Consider the following 18,819-nt stretch of genomic DNA (forward strand, 5'->3'; position numbering starts at 1 on the left):
TTTCTGCCGCCACCGAGACATTTGGTAACAGTTTACGAAGAAGATTAAACGAATTTAACGTGATCTCGCGGGGCGAATATGGGCACAATCGAGCCATCGCCAAAAGGAGAAACTATGATTTATCATCAATTTCAACAGACGCCTTTCCAGCATAGGTTCTCGGGCACTAAAGGCTGGATGGCCTTCGCTATCGGTTTAGTTGTGATGACATTGGTCTTGCTAGCGCTTCCCTTTGTCATTCTTGTCGGCGCCTTAAGCTTCATCATCCTGAGCCTGTTTGGCCGGGTCTTTCTTAAGCGCCAGCTGGCCAAGTTCCGCCAGCAGGGGAATGCCGCCTTCGGCGGACAGACACAAGGTTTTGACCACAAGGGGTTTTCGTCGCGGCCATTTGAGACCGCTTCGCCCTTTGGCAAAACCCAAGCCCCACGTCAGGGTCGCACCTTCGAGCACGACCCTAACGAATAATCTCGCTCGCCGCCCGCGGCCTTGCCAAGAGGGCGGCAAACGCCTTCCAGGCCTGTGCACTGTCACGGGCTTTTCTCGTAACATACTCCCCGACGCTTTCCTCACCGTGATGATAGTTAAGCACATAGCTGCGGTTAGCCAGATAGAAGCGTACCCGCTGCGCCGCCTTCTCTGGCGTGTAGAGAGCATAGTCCACCAGTAACCGCGCCGCCTCCTTGCGAGTTATCTCGCCGTCGATCAATTGCCTACACACCAAGGTATCCAGATTGGCCAGGGCTTTATAGGCTTCTATCACCTCATGATAATGGCGCAGATCGCCTGCAATCCCTGCCATGGGCATCAACACCTGGTGCTCAAAATCGATTCTCTCCTCCTTCGACATCAGTAGCGACAACCCAAAGTTAGCGCTGCCCTCGGAGAGAAATGAAATGGGACTATAGAGGGGATAGATGGCATATTCCCACCAGCCTAAGCCCTTCACCAGTTCACGCTCCTGCAACAGATTAAACACGTGATGGCCAGGGTAGCCCTCGTGGCTGGCCAGCTCCAGGGCACGCTCAAGGTGCAGAGGATGGTCTTGGTTGAGCTGGATCAGGCTAGTGTAATCTCCCTGATACCAGTTGTAGGCGGTCCAGATCTTGTCTTTGACGAACTCGACCCTGAACTGCTCCCCTTCAGGCAGGGCCAGATGACACCTTGTCAGCAGCCTCGCCTGCTCCACCGCGGCGGTAAACACCTGAGGCACCCTGTCTGCCGGCACGATAAACTGCTGCCGATAGGCGTCAAAACGCTTGGCCAGAGTGCCCTCTCCGGGCAGCAGGTTGTCTAGTCTGGCGAGCGCCTCGTTAAAATCAGTCAGACTATGCTCTGGCGCTCTGGTGTCATACAAGGCCCGGGATTCGGCATCGAAACTCAAGCTCTGTCCCATCGAGCGTTTTAGATAAACCGCCACCGAAGCTAGCTGCTTAGATAAGAAATGATGGCGATCCCGTAGCGACTGACATAACAAGCCATGACGCGCCTGTTCAAGCCGAGACACGAGATCCGCACTGTGCTCAACCAGAGTATCAAGCGACAAATCCTGAGCCTCAACCTGGGCCCGCCACTGGGCCGGCCCATAATAGGCGTCGACATAGAGGGGATCATGATGGCCGATGGCCAACACCAGCTTAACGTATTCTGTGGCCAGTTGGTTGAGAGTGTCGTTGTACTCGGCGCATCGGGTCAAACAAGGTGTCTGCTGGCAGAAATGACAGCGAATAGGTTGAGATAGTGACAAGGCGACTCCACACAGGCTGAGAACAGAGGCACATTTAGCCATAAGCGAATATTGTATGCAATATTTACTGAGTATTAAGCGGGATCGCTCAGCAGTTCTTGTGCGCGTTGCAGGGCCCTCTGCTCCTCGACATCTTGGGTGACGCTCAGGACCTTATCGATCTGCAGGGCCAGAGATTCCCATAGCGGGGCTATCACCTCACGTTCGCGATCATTGCCACGCTGGCGCGCCATCTTCAGCAGCGCCGCCGACCCCACCACGTCGATGCGACCCAATATGCCGTCGGCCAGGGCGATACTCAGCTCTATCATGGCTGGCACGCTGTGGCCATATTTCACCGCTTCTCTCAGGTAGCGTTCGGCCAGGGAGAAGTCATTGCCCAGGGCATTCTCGTTGTTGAGCATCTGCTGGGCGCAGTGCAGCATGGCATCGAGTTGTCCCTGCTCTGCGGCCTCGGCCATCCACTGCTCGCTTGCGAGAGTGTCTGCCTCGCAGCCCTCGCCCCGCGCCAACATGAGCGCCAGGTGATACTGTGCATGGGGGAACCCTGCCTGAGCGGCGCTGGAGATATAGTGAAACGCCTGGGCATAGTTGGCCTGCTGATAGTAGAGCACGCCAAGGTTTGCCATGGCTTCTGACTGCTCGCCATCGGCGGCCGCCTGCAGGTAACGATAGGCCAGCTGAGTATCTATGCTGATCTGCTCGCTACCGACCAGGTAGAAATAGCCAAGCAGGGCCATGGCATTCACCACACCGGCTTCGGCCGCGGCTATGATGGCGCTCTCGCCAGCGGCCACGTCCGCCTTGCCGGCATAACCGTGCAGCAGACTCACACCGTGTTCGTAATTCGCCTCGGGGAGATGGGACGCCGCCAGGGCAAACCAGTGGGCCGCCTGTTTGAAGTTGGCCTCGCTCTGTGGTTCAAGTTCAAGCTCAGTCTCGTCACGCAGAGCCTGCTCCTGCTCCTTCTGCATCAGGGCGCGGGTCTTGAGCGACATGCCCACCAGATACTGCGCCTGAGGATCATTTTCCATCACGGCGCGATAACAGAGATCCCGCCCGGCAAAGGCATCGAAAGGCTCGAAGCGATACTCGGGGACAGGTTCGCCGCAGAGCAGCGGATAGAGAGCTTCCACCAGCTTGATTAGACGTTCGATCGCCTTCTCGGCCAGCTGCTCAAGTGCCTCGGCGGTGAGGTGGTATTTCTCGGGATGCGCCCCACGGTTACCGTCGCTGCGCAGCCTGTGCAGGGCGCGGGTCAGGCGTACGTTTATCACCCTTTGCCGATTGAGCAGCTCGATACGGTCGTAGAGGTTGGGGCTGTCGAAGACAAGCTGCTGGGATGCCGCCAGCTTGTCGGTCAGTCTATGGGTGAAACTACGCACGTGCAGCAGTGCCTGGGTCGGCACGTCGCGTACATAGCTCTTGGCCACGCGGTAGTCTTCACCCAGGTCGTGCGAAAATTGGCTAACCAGTTCGATATCGCTAAGCAAGGTGAAGACTCCGTCTGTGGTGTATTAAAAGGCGCTGCTTTTTAGGATCACACCTGCTCGTCAATGCTAGGACGCGACACCATGTAGAGACGGAACAGGGCGACGTTGACGAACAGACCGAAGAAGGCCACCAGCACCTCGACTACCAGCACCAATGGGAAGCCCACTGATTGTGCCAGGCTAGACAGAGTGCCGCCGATGAGCGACAGCGGAATATAGAGCATGAGCACCAGCAGGGTCTTAAAGGCGATAGGACCGCTAAACTTGAAGCTACCCTTGATAGCCTCCAGCGGCGTCAGGCGCTCGACCACCACCATGAAATTTACATAGGCCAGGCGGGCGAAGATATAGATGCTGATCACCAGACCCACCAGCCAGATAGGGCCGAAGGCCGCAAACAGCATGACGGGTGCCAGGATTGCCAGACCAGAGAAGACACCGGCCAGCAGCAGTGGCGGCACGAAACTCAGGCTGGTCTTTAGCAGTATGCCTGTAGATGGCTCATGTCCATGGGATCTCACCTCCATAAACAGCGTCAGGGCGGCAATAAGCAGTGAAAAGACCAACAAGAGCACCATCATAGCGAGCATGTGGGGCACGCCAAACTGGGGGTTCTCTAGATCTGCGCTATTGATCTCCATTCCCAACCACATCTGAATCCCCACCTGTAGGAACAAGATAGGCACTGTGAGGGCGGCTAACTGGCGAATATGGTTACGAAAGAAGTTATAAGCTTCGGTCAAAATCGCTGATAATGACATGTGACTTTCCATTAGATAGATATAAACCAACTTGTGAGTTCGACAGGATACCGAAATTTGACCGCCAATGCACAACACATGTCTAAAAATAGATACAAACTTGTTGCCCGGCTGCGCTAGAATAGGTCGCCTATTTAGCACTTAATCACCATGGGATGGCGATTCATGAAATTATCCACTATCAGCGCGGTTATCTTAGGCACTTTACTGCTCACCAGCCCGGCATCCGCCGGCTGGTTTGACGACCTCACCAAGAAAGAGGAGGCGCCTCAGGTCGCCACCCAGACACAAAACAACGATCTCGTTGGCACAGTGATGTCTCAGCTCGGTCTCAACCAGACCCAGGCTGAAGGCGGATTGGGCAGCCTGCTGTCCCTGGCGAAGACGACTCTGGGCGGCGACAGCTTCGGCCCTATCGCCGAGGCGATCCCAGGCATAGATGGCCTGCTATCGGCGGCGCCACAGCTCGACAACGACTCTGGCATGTCGGGCCTACTCTCTAAGGCGGGCGATCTCGGTAGCTCACTGCAAGGTGGTGCCCAGGTCTATGATTCTTTTGAGAAGCTCGGCATATCCAAGGAACTGGCTAAGCCCATGGTCGATATCGTTAAGGGATACCTCGATGCCAACGCCGGCGCAGGTACCACAGATCTGCTGATGCAGGGCCTGGGCGCCCTGCTCTAAAGCGTTGATGAAGCAGAGTTCATCTACACAAGATGAACTCTGCCCTTTCCTGGGACTCTAACTTCTACCCAAGTGTTGAAAGGTATGTTCGATGATCGCCAAGCTCAAACAGTTTCTCGCCGCCCAGAACCAGTCTGAGTCACCCGAAGAGAAGGCCAAACACCTGCAATTGGCCGCCGCCTGTCTGCTGCTGGAAGTGGTCTATGCCGATCAGACCCTAGACGAACAAGAAGCCGCACTGCTGCCAGAGCTGCTCACCTCGGCGCTATCGCTGAGCATGCAAGAAGCCCAGGCCCTGATCGCCGAGGCTAAGCTGGTACAGGGCAATGCCACCTCACTGTTTGAGTTCACCAAGGAGATCAACGCCCAGTGTACGCTGGAGCAGAAACAGCAGCTGATCCTCGGCATGTGGACCCTGGCCTACGCCGATGGCAATCTGTGCCGCTATGAAGATCAGATCATCCGCCGTACCGCCGAACTCCTCTACCTCAAGCACAGCGAGCTGATACAGCTGCGAAACGCCGCCATCAATAAGACGCGCTAGGACTTCAAAAGCTAAGGTCTTTAACGCTAGGGCTTCACAAACTTAAGCACGTAACGGCTGGTCTTGCCGCGCACCGCCTCATCGAAGGCCGACAGCGTCAGCTTATCCTCTGGATTCTCCAGCACATCCAGACTCCCCTTCAGCTTAAAACCGGCCGTCTCCATGGCATCGATCGCATGCTGCTTGGCCAGACGGTGCAGCTCATGGGCCGTGCCGGTATCACTACCGGGAGCGGCGTCGTGATCGATAATCGCCACAATACCGCCGAATTTCAGGCTGATAAACATCTGCTCTAATAGCCTTTCCCTGTCGATGGCCGGCCAACCTGGCTCCTGGTAATAGGTGTCGTGAAAGCCCAGAATGAAGAAGATGCGATCTAGGCTTTCGTCAGGCAGTTGCAGCTCGTCGGCCTCGCAGATGATCAGCTCGGCATTGGGTAGACGCTCACGATAGTGGCGCTCGGCCAGATCTTCCTTGGCAAAGGGCAGATAGGCCTGATTATTGTGCACCAGCACACTGCCCTGCTCGCCTACCACACGCGCTAACAGCTCGCTGTAGTAGCCGCCACCGGAGAAGAGATCTAACACTCTCTGCCCTGGCGCCACCTCGAAGAAGTTCAAGATGGCTTCGGAATGTCGACTCCCGTCGCGCGCCTTGTCGCGGGCCAATCTGTCTTGACTCTCGACGGCTGCCCGTATCGCCGACGCGTCCGCTGCATTACTGAAATTGATGCCGCCCAAGCTCAAACCTCCCAATAGCGATAAAACAACAAAATTAAAAGCCTTCACACCTAACCCCCAGTTCATCTGTTTCGCCCTAGGATAAACGTCAAATGTAAATTATTGGTTATGCAAATGTAATCAAAGATATCTTAATTGAGCCCCAGAGTGATTTTTTATTAGCCAAGTCTAAAAAAGGGTGATAACCCTATAAGTTCGTTATTTACATTTGCTTACAAATAGGCGGTATCACTTGTAGCAAAGATAATAAGGTAAGGATGCTTTATGAAAGAAACTGCACTGTTCAAACGAACCTTTATCGCCATCTTAGGTGGCGTGATCACCCTGTCTCTGTTCGCTTTCATGGCCAAGCTCATCGATAACGAACGGCCCACTCAAACATACGCCATTGCAACACCCGACCTAAACCTCTCCTTCGAGCCCAAACCACCAATAGAGAAGCAGCGGGAAACCATCATCGAACCTAAACAAGATCCTGTGCAGCCCCCTAGGCGCGTCGAAGGCTTCGAAGAGAGTGAAACCAGCGAAACCGGGCTGCTACCGGGTGTCATCGAGATGCCTAAGGTCGTCAATACCATCCAAGACTCACCTGCGGTAAACGACACGAGCGATGTCCTGCCTATCATTCAGGTATCGCCTCAGTATCCCGTATCGGCTGCACAGGAAGGAAGGGAGGGCTATGTGCTGCTGGAATTTGATATCACGGCCAGCGGCGCGGTCGAGAACATCAAGGTGATTAAGGCTAATCCAAAACGCATCTTTAACCGTGCGGCCGTCAACGCGTTAAAGAAATGGAAGTATAAACCTAAGATGGAAGAGGGCCGGGTCACGCCACAAACCAGGCAGCAGGTGAGACTCGACTTCAAGCTAGATCAACAGATCTGAATCATATCGCCTTTTCCCAAGGAGGCTGACCAGACAGCCTCCGAACTCACTAAGCCTTTCCAACGGCCTATCCCACACGGCAGGTCTGCTTACGCACCAGATGGGTCTTCTGCCACCAGAGTAGCGGGGCGAGCACAGACACCAGCAGTAGGGCGTAGAGCATGTTTGCCCCCAGCGCCACGGCCATAGCCAGGCAGAAACTAACGCCCATGATCACCAGAGGCAGATAGCGCTTACTCAGCAGCCTGGCCGCCGCCAGCATGGACACCAGATAGATGAGCACGAACACCCCATTGGTCCAGGCGATCAGATGTTCCAGCTCCTGGCCGAACAGGTAGGTCAAACAGATCACCGTCGCCATAGTGAGCAGCACGGCCACCAGCGCCCGTACCGGCACCCTGTGTTGATTGAGATTATCGAAATAACGGGGCAGCACACCTTCGCGGCTGAAGCTCCAGATCAGCCTGGCTACGCTGGCGGTATAGACGTTGACCGTGGATAGCCCGCCGGCAATCCCCAGAATCCCTATCACCTGAGCGCCATAGCCACCTAGCAGATGATCGAAGGCAGTCACCATGGCGAGCCCTTCCCCCTTAGGCACAAACAGCAGGAGTAAGGTGCAGGCGACATAGACCAGGCCCACCAGTATGGTGCCTATGATCATCGCCGGCAGCATATCTTTATCCGGACGCTTGAAATCGTTAGCCAGATGGGTCATCGCCTCGATACCGAGAAAACTCCAGAAGGCGATACCGGCCGCCGCCATCACCAGCCCCATATCGCTTCCCGCCTGGGGCGCCGCCAGCTCGAGATCGCCGAGCTTGGCACCACCGGCGCCGAACAGGATCACCACCACGGAGACGATGGCCAGGGTCAGGGCAAACTGCAACTTGGCAGAGACCTGTATTCCCTTGAGGTTAAGCGCCAGTAAGAGCAGCAACAGGGCCAGCTCGGTCATCAGCTGCTGCCAGCCCACCAAGGGCACCAGGGCATTGATAAATTGGAAGGTCATCAAGATGGCGGCGGGCGTGCCTATGGGCACCACCAGGAGGAAAATCAATCCGGTCGTGCGCCCGGCGGTGCGGCCGAAGGCCTTCTCGACAAAGTAGGCCGGGCCGGCGGCATGGGGAAATACCCCCGCCAGGCGAGCAAATACCAGGGTCACAGGAATGATCGCCAGGGTGAGTAAGATCCAGGCCAGCAGGGCACCACTGCCCGCGGTGGCAATCGTCATCTCCGGCAGGATAAATACGCCTGTACCAAGCAAAGTGGTGGCCATCAGACCGGCACCTTGCCAGCGACCAATAGTACCGTGATTATGTTCCATCTTAGGTTCTGTTAGGGTTATCTATGGCGATAGTATAGACTTAGCGGGTCAAACAATCTGTCAAAGATTTCCGCCGAAACTCAAATTAGAGCCGACACTTTGACGGAATTTTATCAATTTACCGACACTTTGTCGGTCACTTGCTTTGTCAGCAACAGGAGAGGACAGCTTGGACAAGTTTGATAAGGCCATCATCAACGCCCTGAGACAAGACGCCAGACAGAGTGTTTCCAGCATCGCCGAGGCCGTTAGCCTGTCCCGTAGCGCGGTTTCCGAACGGATCAAGAAGCTGGAGCAGACGGGGATCATCCGCGGTTATCAGGTATTGCTCAGCGAATCACAGAAAGAGGGCGTCTCCGCCTACTTCGAGATCCAACACCGCTGTCCCCGCTGCGCCGATGTGGTGCATGTGTTCCAGTCTATCCCCGAAGTTATAACTTGCCGCGGCATCACGGGCGACATGGATCTCCTGGTCTATGTGCAGGCCGACTCCATGCGCCGGCTGCATGAGATCCGCGAATATATCGACGCCCAGACCGACATCATCAAACTCAAGACCCATGTGGTGATGAGCGAATGGATCGACAATCGTGGCTGACGGCTTAACATGGATATTTCCCATGCCTGAACATGAGTAACAGTTTAGGCCTGTGGTTTCCTTTACTATATGCTTAACGATAGACTATCGTTTAACTCTTTCATTGGTTAAACCATTATGCAGATTGAAAAAACCGCCGAATTGAACCTTCTTTGGGGCTCGCTTATTCTAGAGGAGCTGGCACGCCTTGGAGTGCAACATGTCTGCATGGCGCCCGGTTCTCGCTCGACCCCTCTTACCTTGGCGGCAGCCAAACAGACCAAGCTCAAGCAACATCTTCATTTCGATGAGCGTGGTCTGGGCTTTCTCGCCCTGGGACTGGCCAAGGCCAGCCGCGCCCCAGTCGCCATCATCACCACTTCAGGCACGGCAGTTGCCAACCTCTATCCGGCCATAGTCGAGGCTTGGCTGACTCAGGTACCGCTAATCGTCTTGTCCGGCGATCGCCCGCCAGAACTGCTGGGCTGCGGTGCCAATCAGGCGATAGTGCAACCAGCCATCTTTGCCGACTATGCCAAACAGGTCAATCTGCCGACACCGGATATGGCGATACCGCCCCAGGCGCTGCTCACCCTGCTGGATGAGTCGGTTGCCAACGCCAAGCGGCCGGTGCACGTCAACTGCATGTACCGTGAGCCGCTCTATCCCGGCTCCATAAGCGCCGATTTCACCCATTACCTGAGCCCACTGGGTAACTGGCAACATAGCGCCCTGCCCTATAACCAGTATGCCGACACCCAGCTTATCAGCGCACCGACGCCGGACGCCCTGGCACGCTTCGTTCACGGCAAGGGAGTGATCATCGCGGGGACCCTGGCTCCCGAGGAGCAGCCAGAGTTGTTAGTCGAACTGGCACAGAAACTCGGCTGGCCGCTACTGACCGACGCCCAGTCTCAGCTGAGACAGCATGGCGCGGCCATAGGCAACATAGATCAACTCCTGCTGCAACCTAAGGCCAAGGCCCTACTGCAGGAAGCCGACACGGTGCTGGTATTCGGCGGACGGCTGCTGTCGAAACGTCTGATTAGCTACCTGGCCGAGCAGAAATGGAAACGTTACTGGCAGGTGCTGCCACGTCAGACCCGCCTCGATCCCAGCCATAGCGCCAAGCAGGTGTGGATAAGCCCGCTTGCCGCCTTTGCTCAACTGCCCTGGCCGAGATCTTCCGAGGCCAACTGGGCACTACAACTGGTTGGGGCCAACGAGCAGCTGGCAACCCTGTTCCAACAGCAGATAGACGATGCCGAGTTTGGTGAGGCCCAGGTGGTGCGCACCATCGCCGGGCGCGGCGAGCAGCAGCTGTTTATCGGTAACAGCCTGCCGGTGCGCCTCTACGACATGTATGCCCCCATCACACCAGCCGCGCCTAATGTCTTTACCAACCGCGGCGCCTCGGGTATCGACGGCCTGCTGGCCACCGCCTGCGGGATAGCGGCCCACAAGGCTAGCCCGACCACGCTGATCATCGGCGATCTGTCACAGCTGCACGATCTCAACTCCCTGGCACTGGCGGCGAAACAACAGGGCACATTAGTGATCGTCATACTCAACAACGACGGTGGCAACATCTTCAACCTGCTGCCCGTGCCCGACGAGAAGCTACGCAGCGACTATTATCGTCTGGCCCACGGCCTGGAGTTTGGCTATGGTGCGGCCATGTTCGGCCTGCCCTATAATCGCGTCGAGGATCTCGTGAGCTTCAACGAAGCCTACAACGACGCTCTCGCCTACCCGGGTGCCTCAGTTATCGAGGTCTGTGTGGCGCAGGATCAGGCCAGCGAACAGATCGCCCGCATCGCCGCCTGGATCAAGCAAAGCTGATGCTGGCCTACCGATGTGATGGCGACAGCCAGCAGCCTGTCTTAGTCCTGCTGCATGGGCTGCTGGGGGATAAGGATGACTGGCAGGCCATCCTCCCTCGGCTAAGTCGTCACTTTTTCTGTATCGCCCTGGATCTACCCGGTCATGGCGACAGCCCTGCGCTCGATGGCGATCCGCACTCGAGCGGTTTTCGGCGGGTCGTAACACAGATCCTCTCGACCCTAGACAAGCTAAAGATAAGCCACTTTCATCTGCTGGGTTATTCCCTCGGTGGCCGTATCGCCCTGCATCTGGCAAAGCACCTAATACAACAGGCGCCCGAGCGCCTGCTCAGCCTGCATCTGGAATCTTGTCACCCTGGGCTTAGGGATGACGAAGAAAGAGCACTGAGGCTAAAGCAAGACAGCACCTGGCAGCAAAAGCTGCTCTCCCTGCCTATTACTGATTTTCTCGCCCTCTGGTACCAACAGGGAGTATTTGCCTCCCTCGATGATCAACAAAGACAGAAGCTCATCCAGGCGCGAGCCCATAATCGCCCCGAGGCGCTGTCCAGCATCTACCTGCCAACCTCTCTGGGTCAGCAGACGGATCTGGCGCTACTGCCCAGTGAGCTGGCTATCCCCTGGCACTACTATGTCGGCCTACAGGACGATAAGTTTCTCGCCCTGGCGAGCACCTGGGAGGCGAAACAGGGAATATCTGTCACCAAGGTGCCGGGAGCCGGTCACAACGTGCATCTGGCGCAGCCAGAAGCCTTCTGCGATGCCCTCATCGCCCATCTCAGGACACAAGCATGATACTCAGTCAACTAAGCCTCTACCGCTATCAGATCCCCCTGGACAAGCTGCTACCGGTGGGGAAACAGCGTATTGATAACCGTCAGGGGCTGGTCCTCAGGGGCAGTGCGCTAACCGAGCAGGGTGAAGCAGTGACCGCAGAGGTGGAGATTGCCCCCCTGAGCGGCCAGGATGTGGACGAACAACCCCTCAGAGGCTTTAGCCAGGAGCCCCTTGGTCAGGTGATCGACCAGCTCATGCCCCTGCTGGATGAGCTGATAGACAAACCGGTCGACGAGCTGGCAAGACTCGCCCAAGAGACGCAGCTTCCCTCCTTGGCATTTGGCCTGTCGCTACTTCACGCCAGACTCTCGGGGCGACTGCCCGCCGCCAGACGCGGCGCGCGAACGATTCCCCTCATCTATCAGGCCCAAGACGAGGCGCCTCAGGCACTGGATGCCCGCATCGATGCCCTGGAGCGTTCGACTCATGCGGTCAAGGTCAAGGTGGGGCAGACCTCGATGGAGCAGGAGATCGCCATGATCCACCGAATCCTGGCCCGTCGCCCAGACCTCAGGCTGAGGCTGGACGCCAATCGCTGCTTCACCCTGGAAGCGGCAATCGATTTCCTCGCCTGTCTGCCGTTAGAGGCGATCGAGTATATCGAGGAGCCTTGCCAAGACCCAGGCGACAATGCGGCCCTGTACCAGGCCTTGGGGGTGGGGTTTGCCTTGGATGAGACCCTGAATAACCCTGGCTACCAATTTACCATGGCGTCGGGGCTCAGCGCCCTTATCATCAAGCCGATGATCTTAGGCTCGCTGGCGGATCTTCAGGCATTGGCTCAGGAGGCCCATGAGGCTGGCGTGCGGGTCATCCTCAGCGCCAGCCTGGAAGCCAGCCTAGGCATCAATGCACTGAGAGATCTCAGCGAGGCCCTGACCCCTGACGAGGTGCCAGGACTGGACACCCTAAGCGCCTTCAGCGCCGATCTGCTCATTTCTACCGGTAAGAATCGCTGCCTGACACTGGAAAACCTGATCTGCCTGAAACAGGTCACGGGGGAGGCGGTTTGAAACCCAACCACGAAAATGGCCTAGACATTGACCAAGAAAGCATAAGCGTCTCGCCGCTACACCTGATGGCGGCGAAGGTGCCTGGACAGATCGCCCTGCATCACTGGCATGATAGCGGCTATCACCCCCTCGACTATGCCCAGCTCGCACAAAGGGTGCGACAGTGCGCGGGTCAGCTACATAGCCTGGGGTTAAGACCGGGCGACAAGCTGGCCTGCATCGATCAAAACTCTCTGGCGCTGGTGATCCTCTACTGGGCCTGTATCGATCTCGGCGCCATCTTCTGCCCGTTAAACCCAAGATTCCCCAAGGCACAGATCGCCACAATTGCCGAGCGCTACGGTTTCAATCATTTCTGGGCTGGCGAGACCTATCAAGACTTGCTGCCGGAGCCCGGCCTGACGCTCACATTAGACGCAAATAGCTTTGCCTCTGAGTCAGCAACCAAGAGCGAGACAAGTGAACAGGCCTCACCACCCCAGATAGACACTACGCGGCCCTGCAACATCATACTCACTTCGGGCAGCAGCGGCATGCCCAAGGCCGCCGTACACTGCCTCAATAATCATATCGCCAGCGCCCAGGGCTCGACCCAGAAGATCCCCCTTGCTCTAGGGGACAACTGGCTGCTCTCCCTGCCGCTGTTTCATATCGGCGGCTTGGCCATAGTCAATCGCTGCGCCTTGGCCGGGGCGGCCCTGACCCTGCCAGCGTCCGGTCTGTCGTTGGCAAGGCAGCTGGAGGCAATGCCCCTAACCCACCTCTCCCTGGTGGCCACCCAACTAGTGAGATTGCTTAACGACGCCCCCGAGATCCTCAAGGGCCTCAAGGCGCTGCTGCTGGGCGGCGGCGCCATAGATGAGCGACTGATCGAACGCCTGACGCCGCTGGGCATTCCCGCCTTTACCAGCTATGGAATGACAGAGATGAGCTCACAGATCACCACGGCCAGGGCCAATGCCCTGGGCAGTTGCGGCGCGCCCCTGCCCGGACGCGAGCTGAAAATTGTCGATGAGGTGATCTATGTACGCGGCGAGACCTTGTTTCTCGGCTATCTGGGCGATAAGTCGCCCCATGAGATCAATATACCTCTGGATAAGGATGGCTGGTTATGTACCCAAGATCGCGGTCGATTCACTCCCGAGGGCGAGCTGCTCGTCCTGGGGCGCACAGACAACATGTTTATCTGCGGCGGCGAGAATATTCAACCCGAGGAGATAGAGGCTGTGCTTAGAAGCTATCCCGGCATAGAGGAGGCGCTGGTGTTCGGCATTCCCGACCAGGAGTTCGGCCTGCTGCCGGCAGCCATCATAAAGGGGGGATCTCCTTCGCCTGAGAAGCTCGAAGCATTTCTTTGCCAGCATATCGCCCGCTTTAAACGCCCACGGCACTATTACCCCTGGCCCCAGGTTGAGCAGACGGGGCTCAAGTTGCCCCGCAAGCTCGTAATACAGGCGGTGGCCGAGCGCCATGGATTAGCCATAAAAAAACCTGCTTGATAGCAGGTTTTTCTTTAATGCTTTGCCACTCAAGATCGGGGCATTCACATCGCTGAAGTTACATTTCCATGCGGCCCTTGAGCTTGTTCATGGCGTTCTTCTCAAGCTGCCTGATACGCTCGGCAGAAACTTGATAGGTGGCCGCCAGCTCTTGCAGCGTGGTCTTCTCTTCATCCAACCAACGCGCCTGTAGAATATGCTGGCTACGCTCATCAAGGGTCTTGATGGCCGCCAGAAGACGGGTTTGGTTATCGGCTTCGAAGTTGTCGTTTTCAACCTGTGAGGCGATATCAGACGAATGATCCTCGAGATAATGCACGGGTGCATAGTCCTGATCATCATCGTTGTCGCTGGCAAGATCGAAGGCTGGATCCTGGGCCGCCATGCGTGATTCCATCTCGGTCACATCGTTCTTAGAGACACCCAGGTTCTCGGCAACCATGGTCACCTCTTCATCGCTAAACCAACCGAGACGTTTCTTGGCCTTACGCAGGTTGAAGAACAGCTTACGCTGCGCCTTGGTGGTCGCGACCTTAACGATACGCCAGTTTTTCAACACGTATTCGTGGATCTCGGCTTTAATCCAATGCACGGCAAACGAGACAAGACGCACACCCACATCGGGATCAAAGCGTTTTACCGCCTTCATCAGACCAATGTTACCCTCCTGGATCAGATCAGCCTGTGGCAGACCATAACCCGCGTAACCTTTGGCGACATGAATAACGAAACGAAGATGAGACATAATCAACTGCTTCGCAGCCTGAATGTCACCGGTCTCCTGCAGACGTTTCGCCAGCTCATACTCCTCATTCGCCTCCAACATAGGAATGTTGTGCGCAGAATGGATATAAGCCTCTAAGCTACTGCTGCTTTGAGGTACCATTAGTGCCATTGATTGCGTTTGATTTGTCATTAACGCTCCTAACTTCTTATCTTGCATAAATTTAACGCTTTGGGTGCTCAGCGCCGCCTGAAAACGGCATTCCGTGGGAGTATAAAGAAAGGGGATTACGCCCAGGGACAAGCTGATGAACTATTAACTATCTGACAGTCTATGTCAACACTCGAAGCTGAACAGGGTTTAATTTCACCCGATTCTATAGACATTGCAAGTGAATAATAGTTCATAAAATCGCTAGGGGCTGTCGACCACGCCAGCCTGTTTCTGCGGCAATTGAACCAGCGACATACCCTCTAGGAAGGCTCTATCGCCCTCAGATGTTGGCGCACCGACAAGTAGGAACCCAACCAGCCTAGGAAGGAGGCCAAGAGTATCAGCTCGCCCAGCTCAACCAGAGTCAGCGACTGCATTTCCAACGAACTCCCATAGAGGCCGAGCAGGCTGGCCAGGGCGCCGTCCAGATACCAGACCAGCAGGTTGATGATCATCCAGGCCAGTACCCCGCCTATCACCCCAAACCAGATCCCGGTATAGAGGAAGGGACGCTGAATAAAGGCCTCCGTGGCGCCCACCAGCTTCATCACCTCGATCTCGGTGCGGCGATTCATGATGGCAAGACGTATGGTATTGCCTATTACCAACACCACGGCCAACACCAGGAGGGCGGCGATAGCCATCACGGTGCGCTCCAGCAGCCTTACCACGGCCTGTAGGCGCTCCAGCCACTCGATATCCAGGCGACCAAAGCTGACCTCGGGCTCAAGTTCCAGCTTCTTCAATAGCTCGCGAGCACCATTAGGGCTGGCGTACTTCATACTCGGGGTTACCGTGATCACCGCCGGTAGCGGGTTCTCGTCCAGATAGGCCAGGGCCTCACCGAAACCCGACAGGCGCTGAAACTCCTCCAGGGCCTTGTCGCGGTCGATATAGCTGACGGCGCTCACCTCACTGTAGGCGCTTATACGGCTGATGAGGCTCTGTATGCTGCGCTCGCTGCGACCCTCATCGATAAACAGGGAGATCTCGGCGGCGCTGTTCCAGGACTGGGTGATGGTCTCGGCGTTCTTCACCAACACCTGCAGTGCCGCCGGCAGGCTCAGACTCACGCCCAGCACGGCCATGGTCATCAGCGAGGAGACGGGATTGCGCCACAACTCCCCCATGCTGCCCATGGCATGTTGAATATGGCGGATAAAAAACATCACGATTCGACCACTGATAGGAAGCTTACTGCGCACCAATTGAGGTTGCTGACTCATCTTACTCTCCTCAATTATTGGCCGAAGACGCTGGCTTTAGGTTGGGTGCTCGCCAGCTCGTCACCACCCAGGATACGGCCCTGTTTCAGGGTCAGGGTGCGATAACGCATTCTGGCAATCAGGCCCAGATCATGGGTGGCGATCAGCACGGTCGTGCCGGCATCGTTAAAGGTCTCAAACAGGCGCAGGATATCCATGGACAACTTAGGGTCCAGGTTACCCGTGGGCTCATCGGCCAGTAGCAAAGGCGGCTTGTTGACTATGGCGCGGGCGATCCCCACCCGTTGCTGCTCACCACCGGATAACATGATGGGATAGTGACGCTCCTTGCCATACAGGCCTACCATATCCAGGGCCGCCAGCACCCGCTTCTTGATCTCGTGCAGGGCGAAGCCCTCGATCACCAGAGGCAGGGCAATATTGTCGAAGACGCTGCGATCCATCAGCAGGTGATGGTTTTGGAAGATCATGCCGATATCCCGGCGTAGGAAGGGGACATCCTTGGGGCGGATATTAGCGATGTCATGGCCATTGATGGCGACACGGCCGGCATTGGCCCTCTCGATCACTGTGATCAACTTAAGCAGGGTACTCTTGCCCGCCCCTGAGTGGCCAGTTAAAAATGCCATCTCACCGCGTTTCAGATGAAAACTCACGTCGGTAAGGGCCTTCTGGCCACCGGGATAAACCTTGCTAACCTGCTCAAATCGAATCATAAGTACCCAATCTTAGGTTGTTTAAATCAGATTGTAGACATTAGATTGTTGCAATAGTGTCTTGATGGGCCAGCCGAATTCGACTGGCCCTGGCTTTACACCTAGCCGTTTGCTACTTGGCCTCATCCTCATGGCTGAACAGGGCGTCGATAAAGTCTTTCGCATCGAAAGGTCTTAGATCATCGATCTGCTCACCGACACCTATGTGTCTAATTGGTATGCCAAATTTATCGGCGATGGCGAAGATCACACCACCCTTAGCGGTGCCATCCAGCTTACTCATGGTGATACCCGTAACGCCAACCGCATCCTTGAACAGCTGCGCCTGACTGATAGCATTCTGACCCGTACTCGCATCCAGGGTCAACATCACCTCGTGGGGAGCAGTCTCATCTTGCTTCTTCATCACACGAACTACTTTCTTCAGCTCATCCATCAGGTGGGCCTTGTTCTGTAGACGTCCCGCCGTGTCGGCGATCAAAATGTCTATCTTACGGGCACGTGCCGCCTGCAATGCGTCGAAGAGTACCGAGGCGCTATCTGCTCCCGTATGCTGGGCGATCACAGGAATATCATTGCGTTGACCCCAAACCTGTAGCTGCTCGACGGCCGCCGCGCGGAAGGTGTCACCCGCCGCCAACATCACCGACTTGCCCTGTTGTTGATACTGCTTGGCCAGCTTACCGATAGTGGTGGTCTTACCCACGCCGTTGACACCGACCATGAGGATAACGAAAGGTCCATCGCTGTTTTCCGGCACCAATGGAATACTGACCGGCTCCAGGGTCTTCTGCATCTCCTCGCGCATCAACTCGTAGAGGGCCTCGCCATCTTTAAGCTGCTTACGGCTCGCCTGTTCGGTCAGGCTGTCGATCAGGCGACTGGTGGTTTCCACCCCCACATCGGCGATCAGCAGCTGCTCCTCCAGCTCTTCGAACAGTTCATCATCGATCTTCTTGCCCTTGAACAGACCGATGAAACCACTACCAATATTCTCGCTGGTGCGCTTCAGTCCACGTTTAAGACGGGCAAAGAAGCCCTCTTTGGTCGGCTTCTGCTGAGGCTCGGGCTGTTGTTCAACCTGTTCCTCCTGCTCTGCCTGTTCGGCGGCCTGGCGGGCATTCTCCGCCTCGACACGAGCCAGCTCCTCGGCTAGACGTTCCTGCTCTGCCTTTTCGGCAGCCAGACGGGCATTCTCCGCCTCGATACGGGCCTGCTCCTCGGCTAGGCGCTCCTGCTCTGCCTTTTCGGCGGCCAGGCGGGCATTCTCCGTCTCGATACGGGCCTGCTCCTCGGCTAGGCGTTCCTGCTCTGCCTTTTCGGCGGCCAGACGGGCATTCTCTGCCTCGATACGGGCCTGCTCCTCGGCTAGGCGTTCCTGCTCTGCCTGTTCGGCAGCCAGACGGGCATTCTCTGCCTCGACACGGGCCTGCTCCTCGGCAAGACGTTCCTGCTCTGCCTTTTCGGCAGCCAGACGGGCATTCTCTGCCTCGACACGGACCTGCTCCTCGGCTAGACGTTCCTGCTCTGCCTTTTCGGCGGCCAGACGGGCATTCTCCGCCTCGAAACGGGCCTGCTCCTCGGCAAGACGTTCCTGCTCTGCCTTTTCGGCAGCCAGACGGGCATTCTCAGCCTCGACGCTGGCCTGCTCCTCGGCTAGGCGTTCCTGCTCTGCCTGCTCGGCCTCAATTTGGGCCTGTTCGGCTTCAGCCTGGGTCGAAACTTCTACTTCTGGTGCCGCCGCTTCCTGCTTAGATTTATCTTTGCGGAACCAAGAAAAAAAACCTTTTTTTGCCATGTGTAATACCAGTACTCAACTAACTGATTCAAAATTCGCTATAAAGTCGTTTTGCGCCCGTTATTATAACCAGATAGCTAGGCTAATGACGCAGAAAAACACGGCATTTTTTCGCTAATGCCCCAGGCTTTACACCTTTTTCTTATGCTTTACGTTAAAATAGCGACCTCAATTTAGCGCAACAGTCTAACACT

Annotated in this window: 18 protein-coding genes; 9 read left to right on the forward strand and 9 right to left on the reverse strand. The window is 56.3% G+C overall.

Annotation, left to right across the window (positions count from 1 at the left end; all coding sequences use genetic code 11):
• Positions 1 to 114: 114 nt before the first annotated feature.
• The gene (locus GNT65_RS12635) at positions 115 to 465 is read left to right on the forward strand and encodes a hypothetical protein (protein WP_160796742.1); all 351 of its coding nucleotides are present in this window, start codon (positions 115 to 117) and stop codon (positions 463 to 465) included.
• Here GNT65_RS12635 and GNT65_RS12640 read toward each other — a convergent pair.
• From GNT65_RS12640 to GNT65_RS12650, 3 genes are all read right to left on the reverse strand, one after another.
• Positions 455 to 1,744 carry a hypothetical protein gene (locus GNT65_RS12640; protein ID WP_244952178.1) on the reverse strand — a complete coding sequence of 430 codons (1,290 nt, stop codon included), beginning with the start codon at positions 1,742 to 1,744 and terminating at the stop codon, positions 455 to 457. The genes GNT65_RS12635 and GNT65_RS12640 overlap by 11 nt on opposite strands.
• 74 nt (positions 1,745 to 1,818) lie before the next feature.
• A complete protein-coding gene (locus GNT65_RS12645; protein ID WP_160796746.1) occupies positions 1,819 to 3,237 on the reverse strand; it encodes a DUF4145 domain-containing protein in 1,419 nt (472 codons plus the stop codon).
• Positions 3,238 to 3,284: 47 nt separating this feature from the next.
• Positions 3,285 to 3,998: a hypothetical protein gene (locus GNT65_RS12650; protein ID WP_160796748.1), complete on the reverse strand. Its 714-nt coding sequence runs from the start codon at positions 3,996 to 3,998 to the stop codon at positions 3,285 to 3,287.
• Between the two features lie 165 nt (positions 3,999 to 4,163).
• Here GNT65_RS12650 and GNT65_RS12655 point away from each other — a divergent pair, with 165 nt between their 5' ends.
• Positions 4,164 to 4,682 carry a DUF2780 domain-containing protein gene (locus GNT65_RS12655; protein WP_160796750.1) on the forward strand — a complete coding sequence of 173 codons (519 nt, stop codon included), beginning with the start codon at positions 4,164 to 4,166 and terminating at the stop codon, positions 4,680 to 4,682.
• A gap of 91 nt (positions 4,683 to 4,773) precedes the next feature.
• Positions 4,774 to 5,226 carry a tellurite resistance TerB family protein gene (locus GNT65_RS12660; protein WP_160796752.1) on the forward strand — a complete coding sequence of 151 codons (453 nt, stop codon included), beginning with the start codon at positions 4,774 to 4,776 and terminating at the stop codon, positions 5,224 to 5,226.
• 26 nt (positions 5,227 to 5,252) lie between these two features.
• Here GNT65_RS12660 and GNT65_RS12665 read toward each other — a convergent pair whose 3' ends face one another.
• Entirely contained in the window at positions 5,253 to 6,032 is a 780-nt protein-coding gene (locus GNT65_RS12665) for a class I SAM-dependent methyltransferase (protein WP_160796754.1), read from the reverse strand.
• A 198-nt stretch (positions 6,033 to 6,230) separates the two neighbouring features.
• Between GNT65_RS12665 and GNT65_RS12670 the strand changes: the two genes are divergently transcribed.
• Positions 6,231 to 6,851 carry an energy transducer TonB gene (locus GNT65_RS12670; protein ID WP_160796756.1) on the forward strand — a complete coding sequence of 207 codons (621 nt, stop codon included), beginning with the start codon at positions 6,231 to 6,233 and terminating at the stop codon, positions 6,849 to 6,851.
• A 67-nt stretch (positions 6,852 to 6,918) separates the two neighbouring features.
• Here GNT65_RS12670 and yjeH read toward each other — a convergent pair whose 3' ends face one another.
• Complete coding sequence (gene yjeH, locus GNT65_RS12675; RefSeq protein WP_160796758.1) at positions 6,919 to 8,178, reverse strand: L-methionine/branched-chain amino acid transporter; 1,260 nt, start codon at positions 8,176 to 8,178, stop codon at positions 6,919 to 6,921.
• A 169-nt stretch (positions 8,179 to 8,347) separates the two neighbouring features.
• Here yjeH and GNT65_RS12680 point away from each other — a divergent pair, with 169 nt between their 5' ends.
• The 5 genes from GNT65_RS12680 to menE all read left to right on the forward strand — a co-directional run bounded on the left by GNT65_RS12680 (position 8,348) and on the right by menE (position 13,948).
• Positions 8,348 to 8,776 (forward strand): Lrp/AsnC family transcriptional regulator, encoded by a 429-nt coding sequence (locus tag GNT65_RS12680; protein ID WP_144201461.1) that lies wholly within the window; start codon positions 8,348 to 8,350, stop codon positions 8,774 to 8,776.
• A 117-nt stretch (positions 8,777 to 8,893) separates the two neighbouring features.
• Complete coding sequence (gene menD / locus GNT65_RS12685; RefSeq protein WP_160796760.1) at positions 8,894 to 10,597, forward strand: 2-succinyl-5-enolpyruvyl-6-hydroxy-3-cyclohexene-1-carboxylic-acid synthase; 1,704 nt, start codon at positions 8,894 to 8,896, stop codon at positions 10,595 to 10,597.
• Positions 10,597 to 11,394, forward strand: coding sequence for a 2-succinyl-6-hydroxy-2,4-cyclohexadiene-1-carboxylate synthase (gene menH / locus GNT65_RS12690; protein ID WP_160796762.1), 798 nt, complete (start codon positions 10,597 to 10,599; stop codon positions 11,392 to 11,394). Before menD ends, menH begins: the two co-directional genes overlap by 1 nt.
• Positions 11,391 to 12,449: an o-succinylbenzoate synthase gene (gene menC, locus GNT65_RS12695; RefSeq protein ID WP_160796764.1), complete on the forward strand. Its 1,059-nt coding sequence runs from the start codon at positions 11,391 to 11,393 to the stop codon at positions 12,447 to 12,449. Before menH ends, menC begins: the two co-directional genes overlap by 4 nt.
• 65 nt (positions 12,450 to 12,514) lie before the next feature.
• A complete protein-coding gene (gene menE / locus GNT65_RS12700; protein ID WP_160797008.1) occupies positions 12,515 to 13,948 on the forward strand; it encodes an o-succinylbenzoate--CoA ligase in 1,434 nt (477 codons plus the stop codon).
• A gap of 58 nt (positions 13,949 to 14,006) precedes the next feature.
• Here menE and rpoH read toward each other — a convergent pair whose 3' ends face one another.
• The 4 genes from rpoH to ftsY all read right to left on the reverse strand — a co-directional run bounded on the left by rpoH (position 14,007) and on the right by ftsY (position 18,625).
• Positions 14,007 to 14,864: an RNA polymerase sigma factor RpoH gene (rpoH, locus tag GNT65_RS12705; protein WP_160796766.1), complete on the reverse strand. Its 858-nt coding sequence runs from the start codon at positions 14,862 to 14,864 to the stop codon at positions 14,007 to 14,009.
• Positions 14,865 to 15,145: 281 nt separating this feature from the next.
• Positions 15,146 to 16,111: a permease-like cell division protein FtsX gene (gene ftsX, locus GNT65_RS12710; protein WP_160796768.1), complete on the reverse strand. Its 966-nt coding sequence runs from the start codon at positions 16,109 to 16,111 to the stop codon at positions 15,146 to 15,148.
• Between the two features lie 14 nt (positions 16,112 to 16,125).
• The gene (ftsE, locus tag GNT65_RS12715) at positions 16,126 to 16,827 is read right to left on the reverse strand and encodes a cell division ATP-binding protein FtsE (protein WP_160796770.1); all 702 of its coding nucleotides are present in this window, start codon (positions 16,825 to 16,827) and stop codon (positions 16,126 to 16,128) included.
• A gap of 112 nt (positions 16,828 to 16,939) precedes the next feature.
• Positions 16,940 to 18,625, reverse strand: a complete 1,686-nt coding sequence (gene ftsY / locus GNT65_RS12720) for a signal recognition particle-docking protein FtsY (protein ID WP_160796772.1) — start codon at positions 18,623 to 18,625, stop codon at positions 16,940 to 16,942.
• Positions 18,626 to 18,819: the final 194 nt, after the last annotated feature.

Source organism: Shewanella insulae (assembly GCF_009831655.1).
In the GTDB taxonomy this organism is placed as follows: Bacteria; Pseudomonadota; Gammaproteobacteria; order Enterobacterales; family Shewanellaceae; genus Shewanella; species Shewanella insulae.

What these genes read in the sequence shown, in the direction of transcription:
- GNT65_RS12660 (WP_160796752.1), top strand. Translation starts at nt 4,774, where the DNA reads ATGATCGCCAAGCTCAAACAGTTTCTCGCCGCCCAGAACCAGTCTGAG.
- menC (WP_160796764.1), top strand. Translation starts at nt 11,391, where the DNA reads ATGATACTCAGTCAACTAAGCCTCTACCGCTATCAGATCCCCCTGGAC.
- ftsE (WP_160796770.1), bottom strand. Translation starts at nt 16,827, where the DNA reads ATGATTCGATTTGAGCAGGTTAGCAAGGTTTATCCCGGTGGCCAGAAG.
- GNT65_RS12655 (WP_160796750.1), top strand. Translation starts at nt 4,164, where the DNA reads ATGAAATTATCCACTATCAGCGCGGTTATCTTAGGCACTTTACTGCTC.
- ftsY (WP_160796772.1), bottom strand. Translation starts at nt 18,625, where the DNA reads ATGGCAAAAAAAGGTTTTTTTTCTTGGTTCCGCAAAGATAAATCTAAG.
- menH (WP_160796762.1), top strand. Translation starts at nt 10,597, where the DNA reads ATGCTGGCCTACCGATGTGATGGCGACAGCCAGCAGCCTGTCTTAGTC.
- yjeH (WP_160796758.1), bottom strand. Translation starts at nt 8,178, where the DNA reads ATGGAACATAATCACGGTACTATTGGTCGCTGGCAAGGTGCCGGTCTG.
- menE (WP_160797008.1), top strand. Translation starts at nt 12,515, where the DNA reads ATGGCGGCGAAGGTGCCTGGACAGATCGCCCTGCATCACTGGCATGAT.
- ftsX (WP_160796768.1), bottom strand. Translation starts at nt 16,111, where the DNA reads ATGAGTCAGCAACCTCAATTGGTGCGCAGTAAGCTTCCTATCAGTGGT.
- GNT65_RS12670 (WP_160796756.1), top strand. Translation starts at nt 6,231, where the DNA reads ATGAAAGAAACTGCACTGTTCAAACGAACCTTTATCGCCATCTTAGGT.
- GNT65_RS12665 (WP_160796754.1), bottom strand. Translation starts at nt 6,032, where the DNA reads ATGAACTGGGGGTTAGGTGTGAAGGCTTTTAATTTTGTTGTTTTATCG.
- menD (WP_160796760.1), top strand. Translation starts at nt 8,894, where the DNA reads ATGCAGATTGAAAAAACCGCCGAATTGAACCTTCTTTGGGGCTCGCTT.
- GNT65_RS12650 (WP_160796748.1), bottom strand. Translation starts at nt 3,998, where the DNA reads ATGTCATTATCAGCGATTTTGACCGAAGCTTATAACTTCTTTCGTAAC.
- rpoH (WP_160796766.1), bottom strand. Translation starts at nt 14,864, where the DNA reads ATGACAAATCAAACGCAATCAATGGCACTAATGGTACCTCAAAGCAGC.
- GNT65_RS12635 (WP_160796742.1), top strand. Translation starts at nt 115, where the DNA reads ATGATTTATCATCAATTTCAACAGACGCCTTTCCAGCATAGGTTCTCG.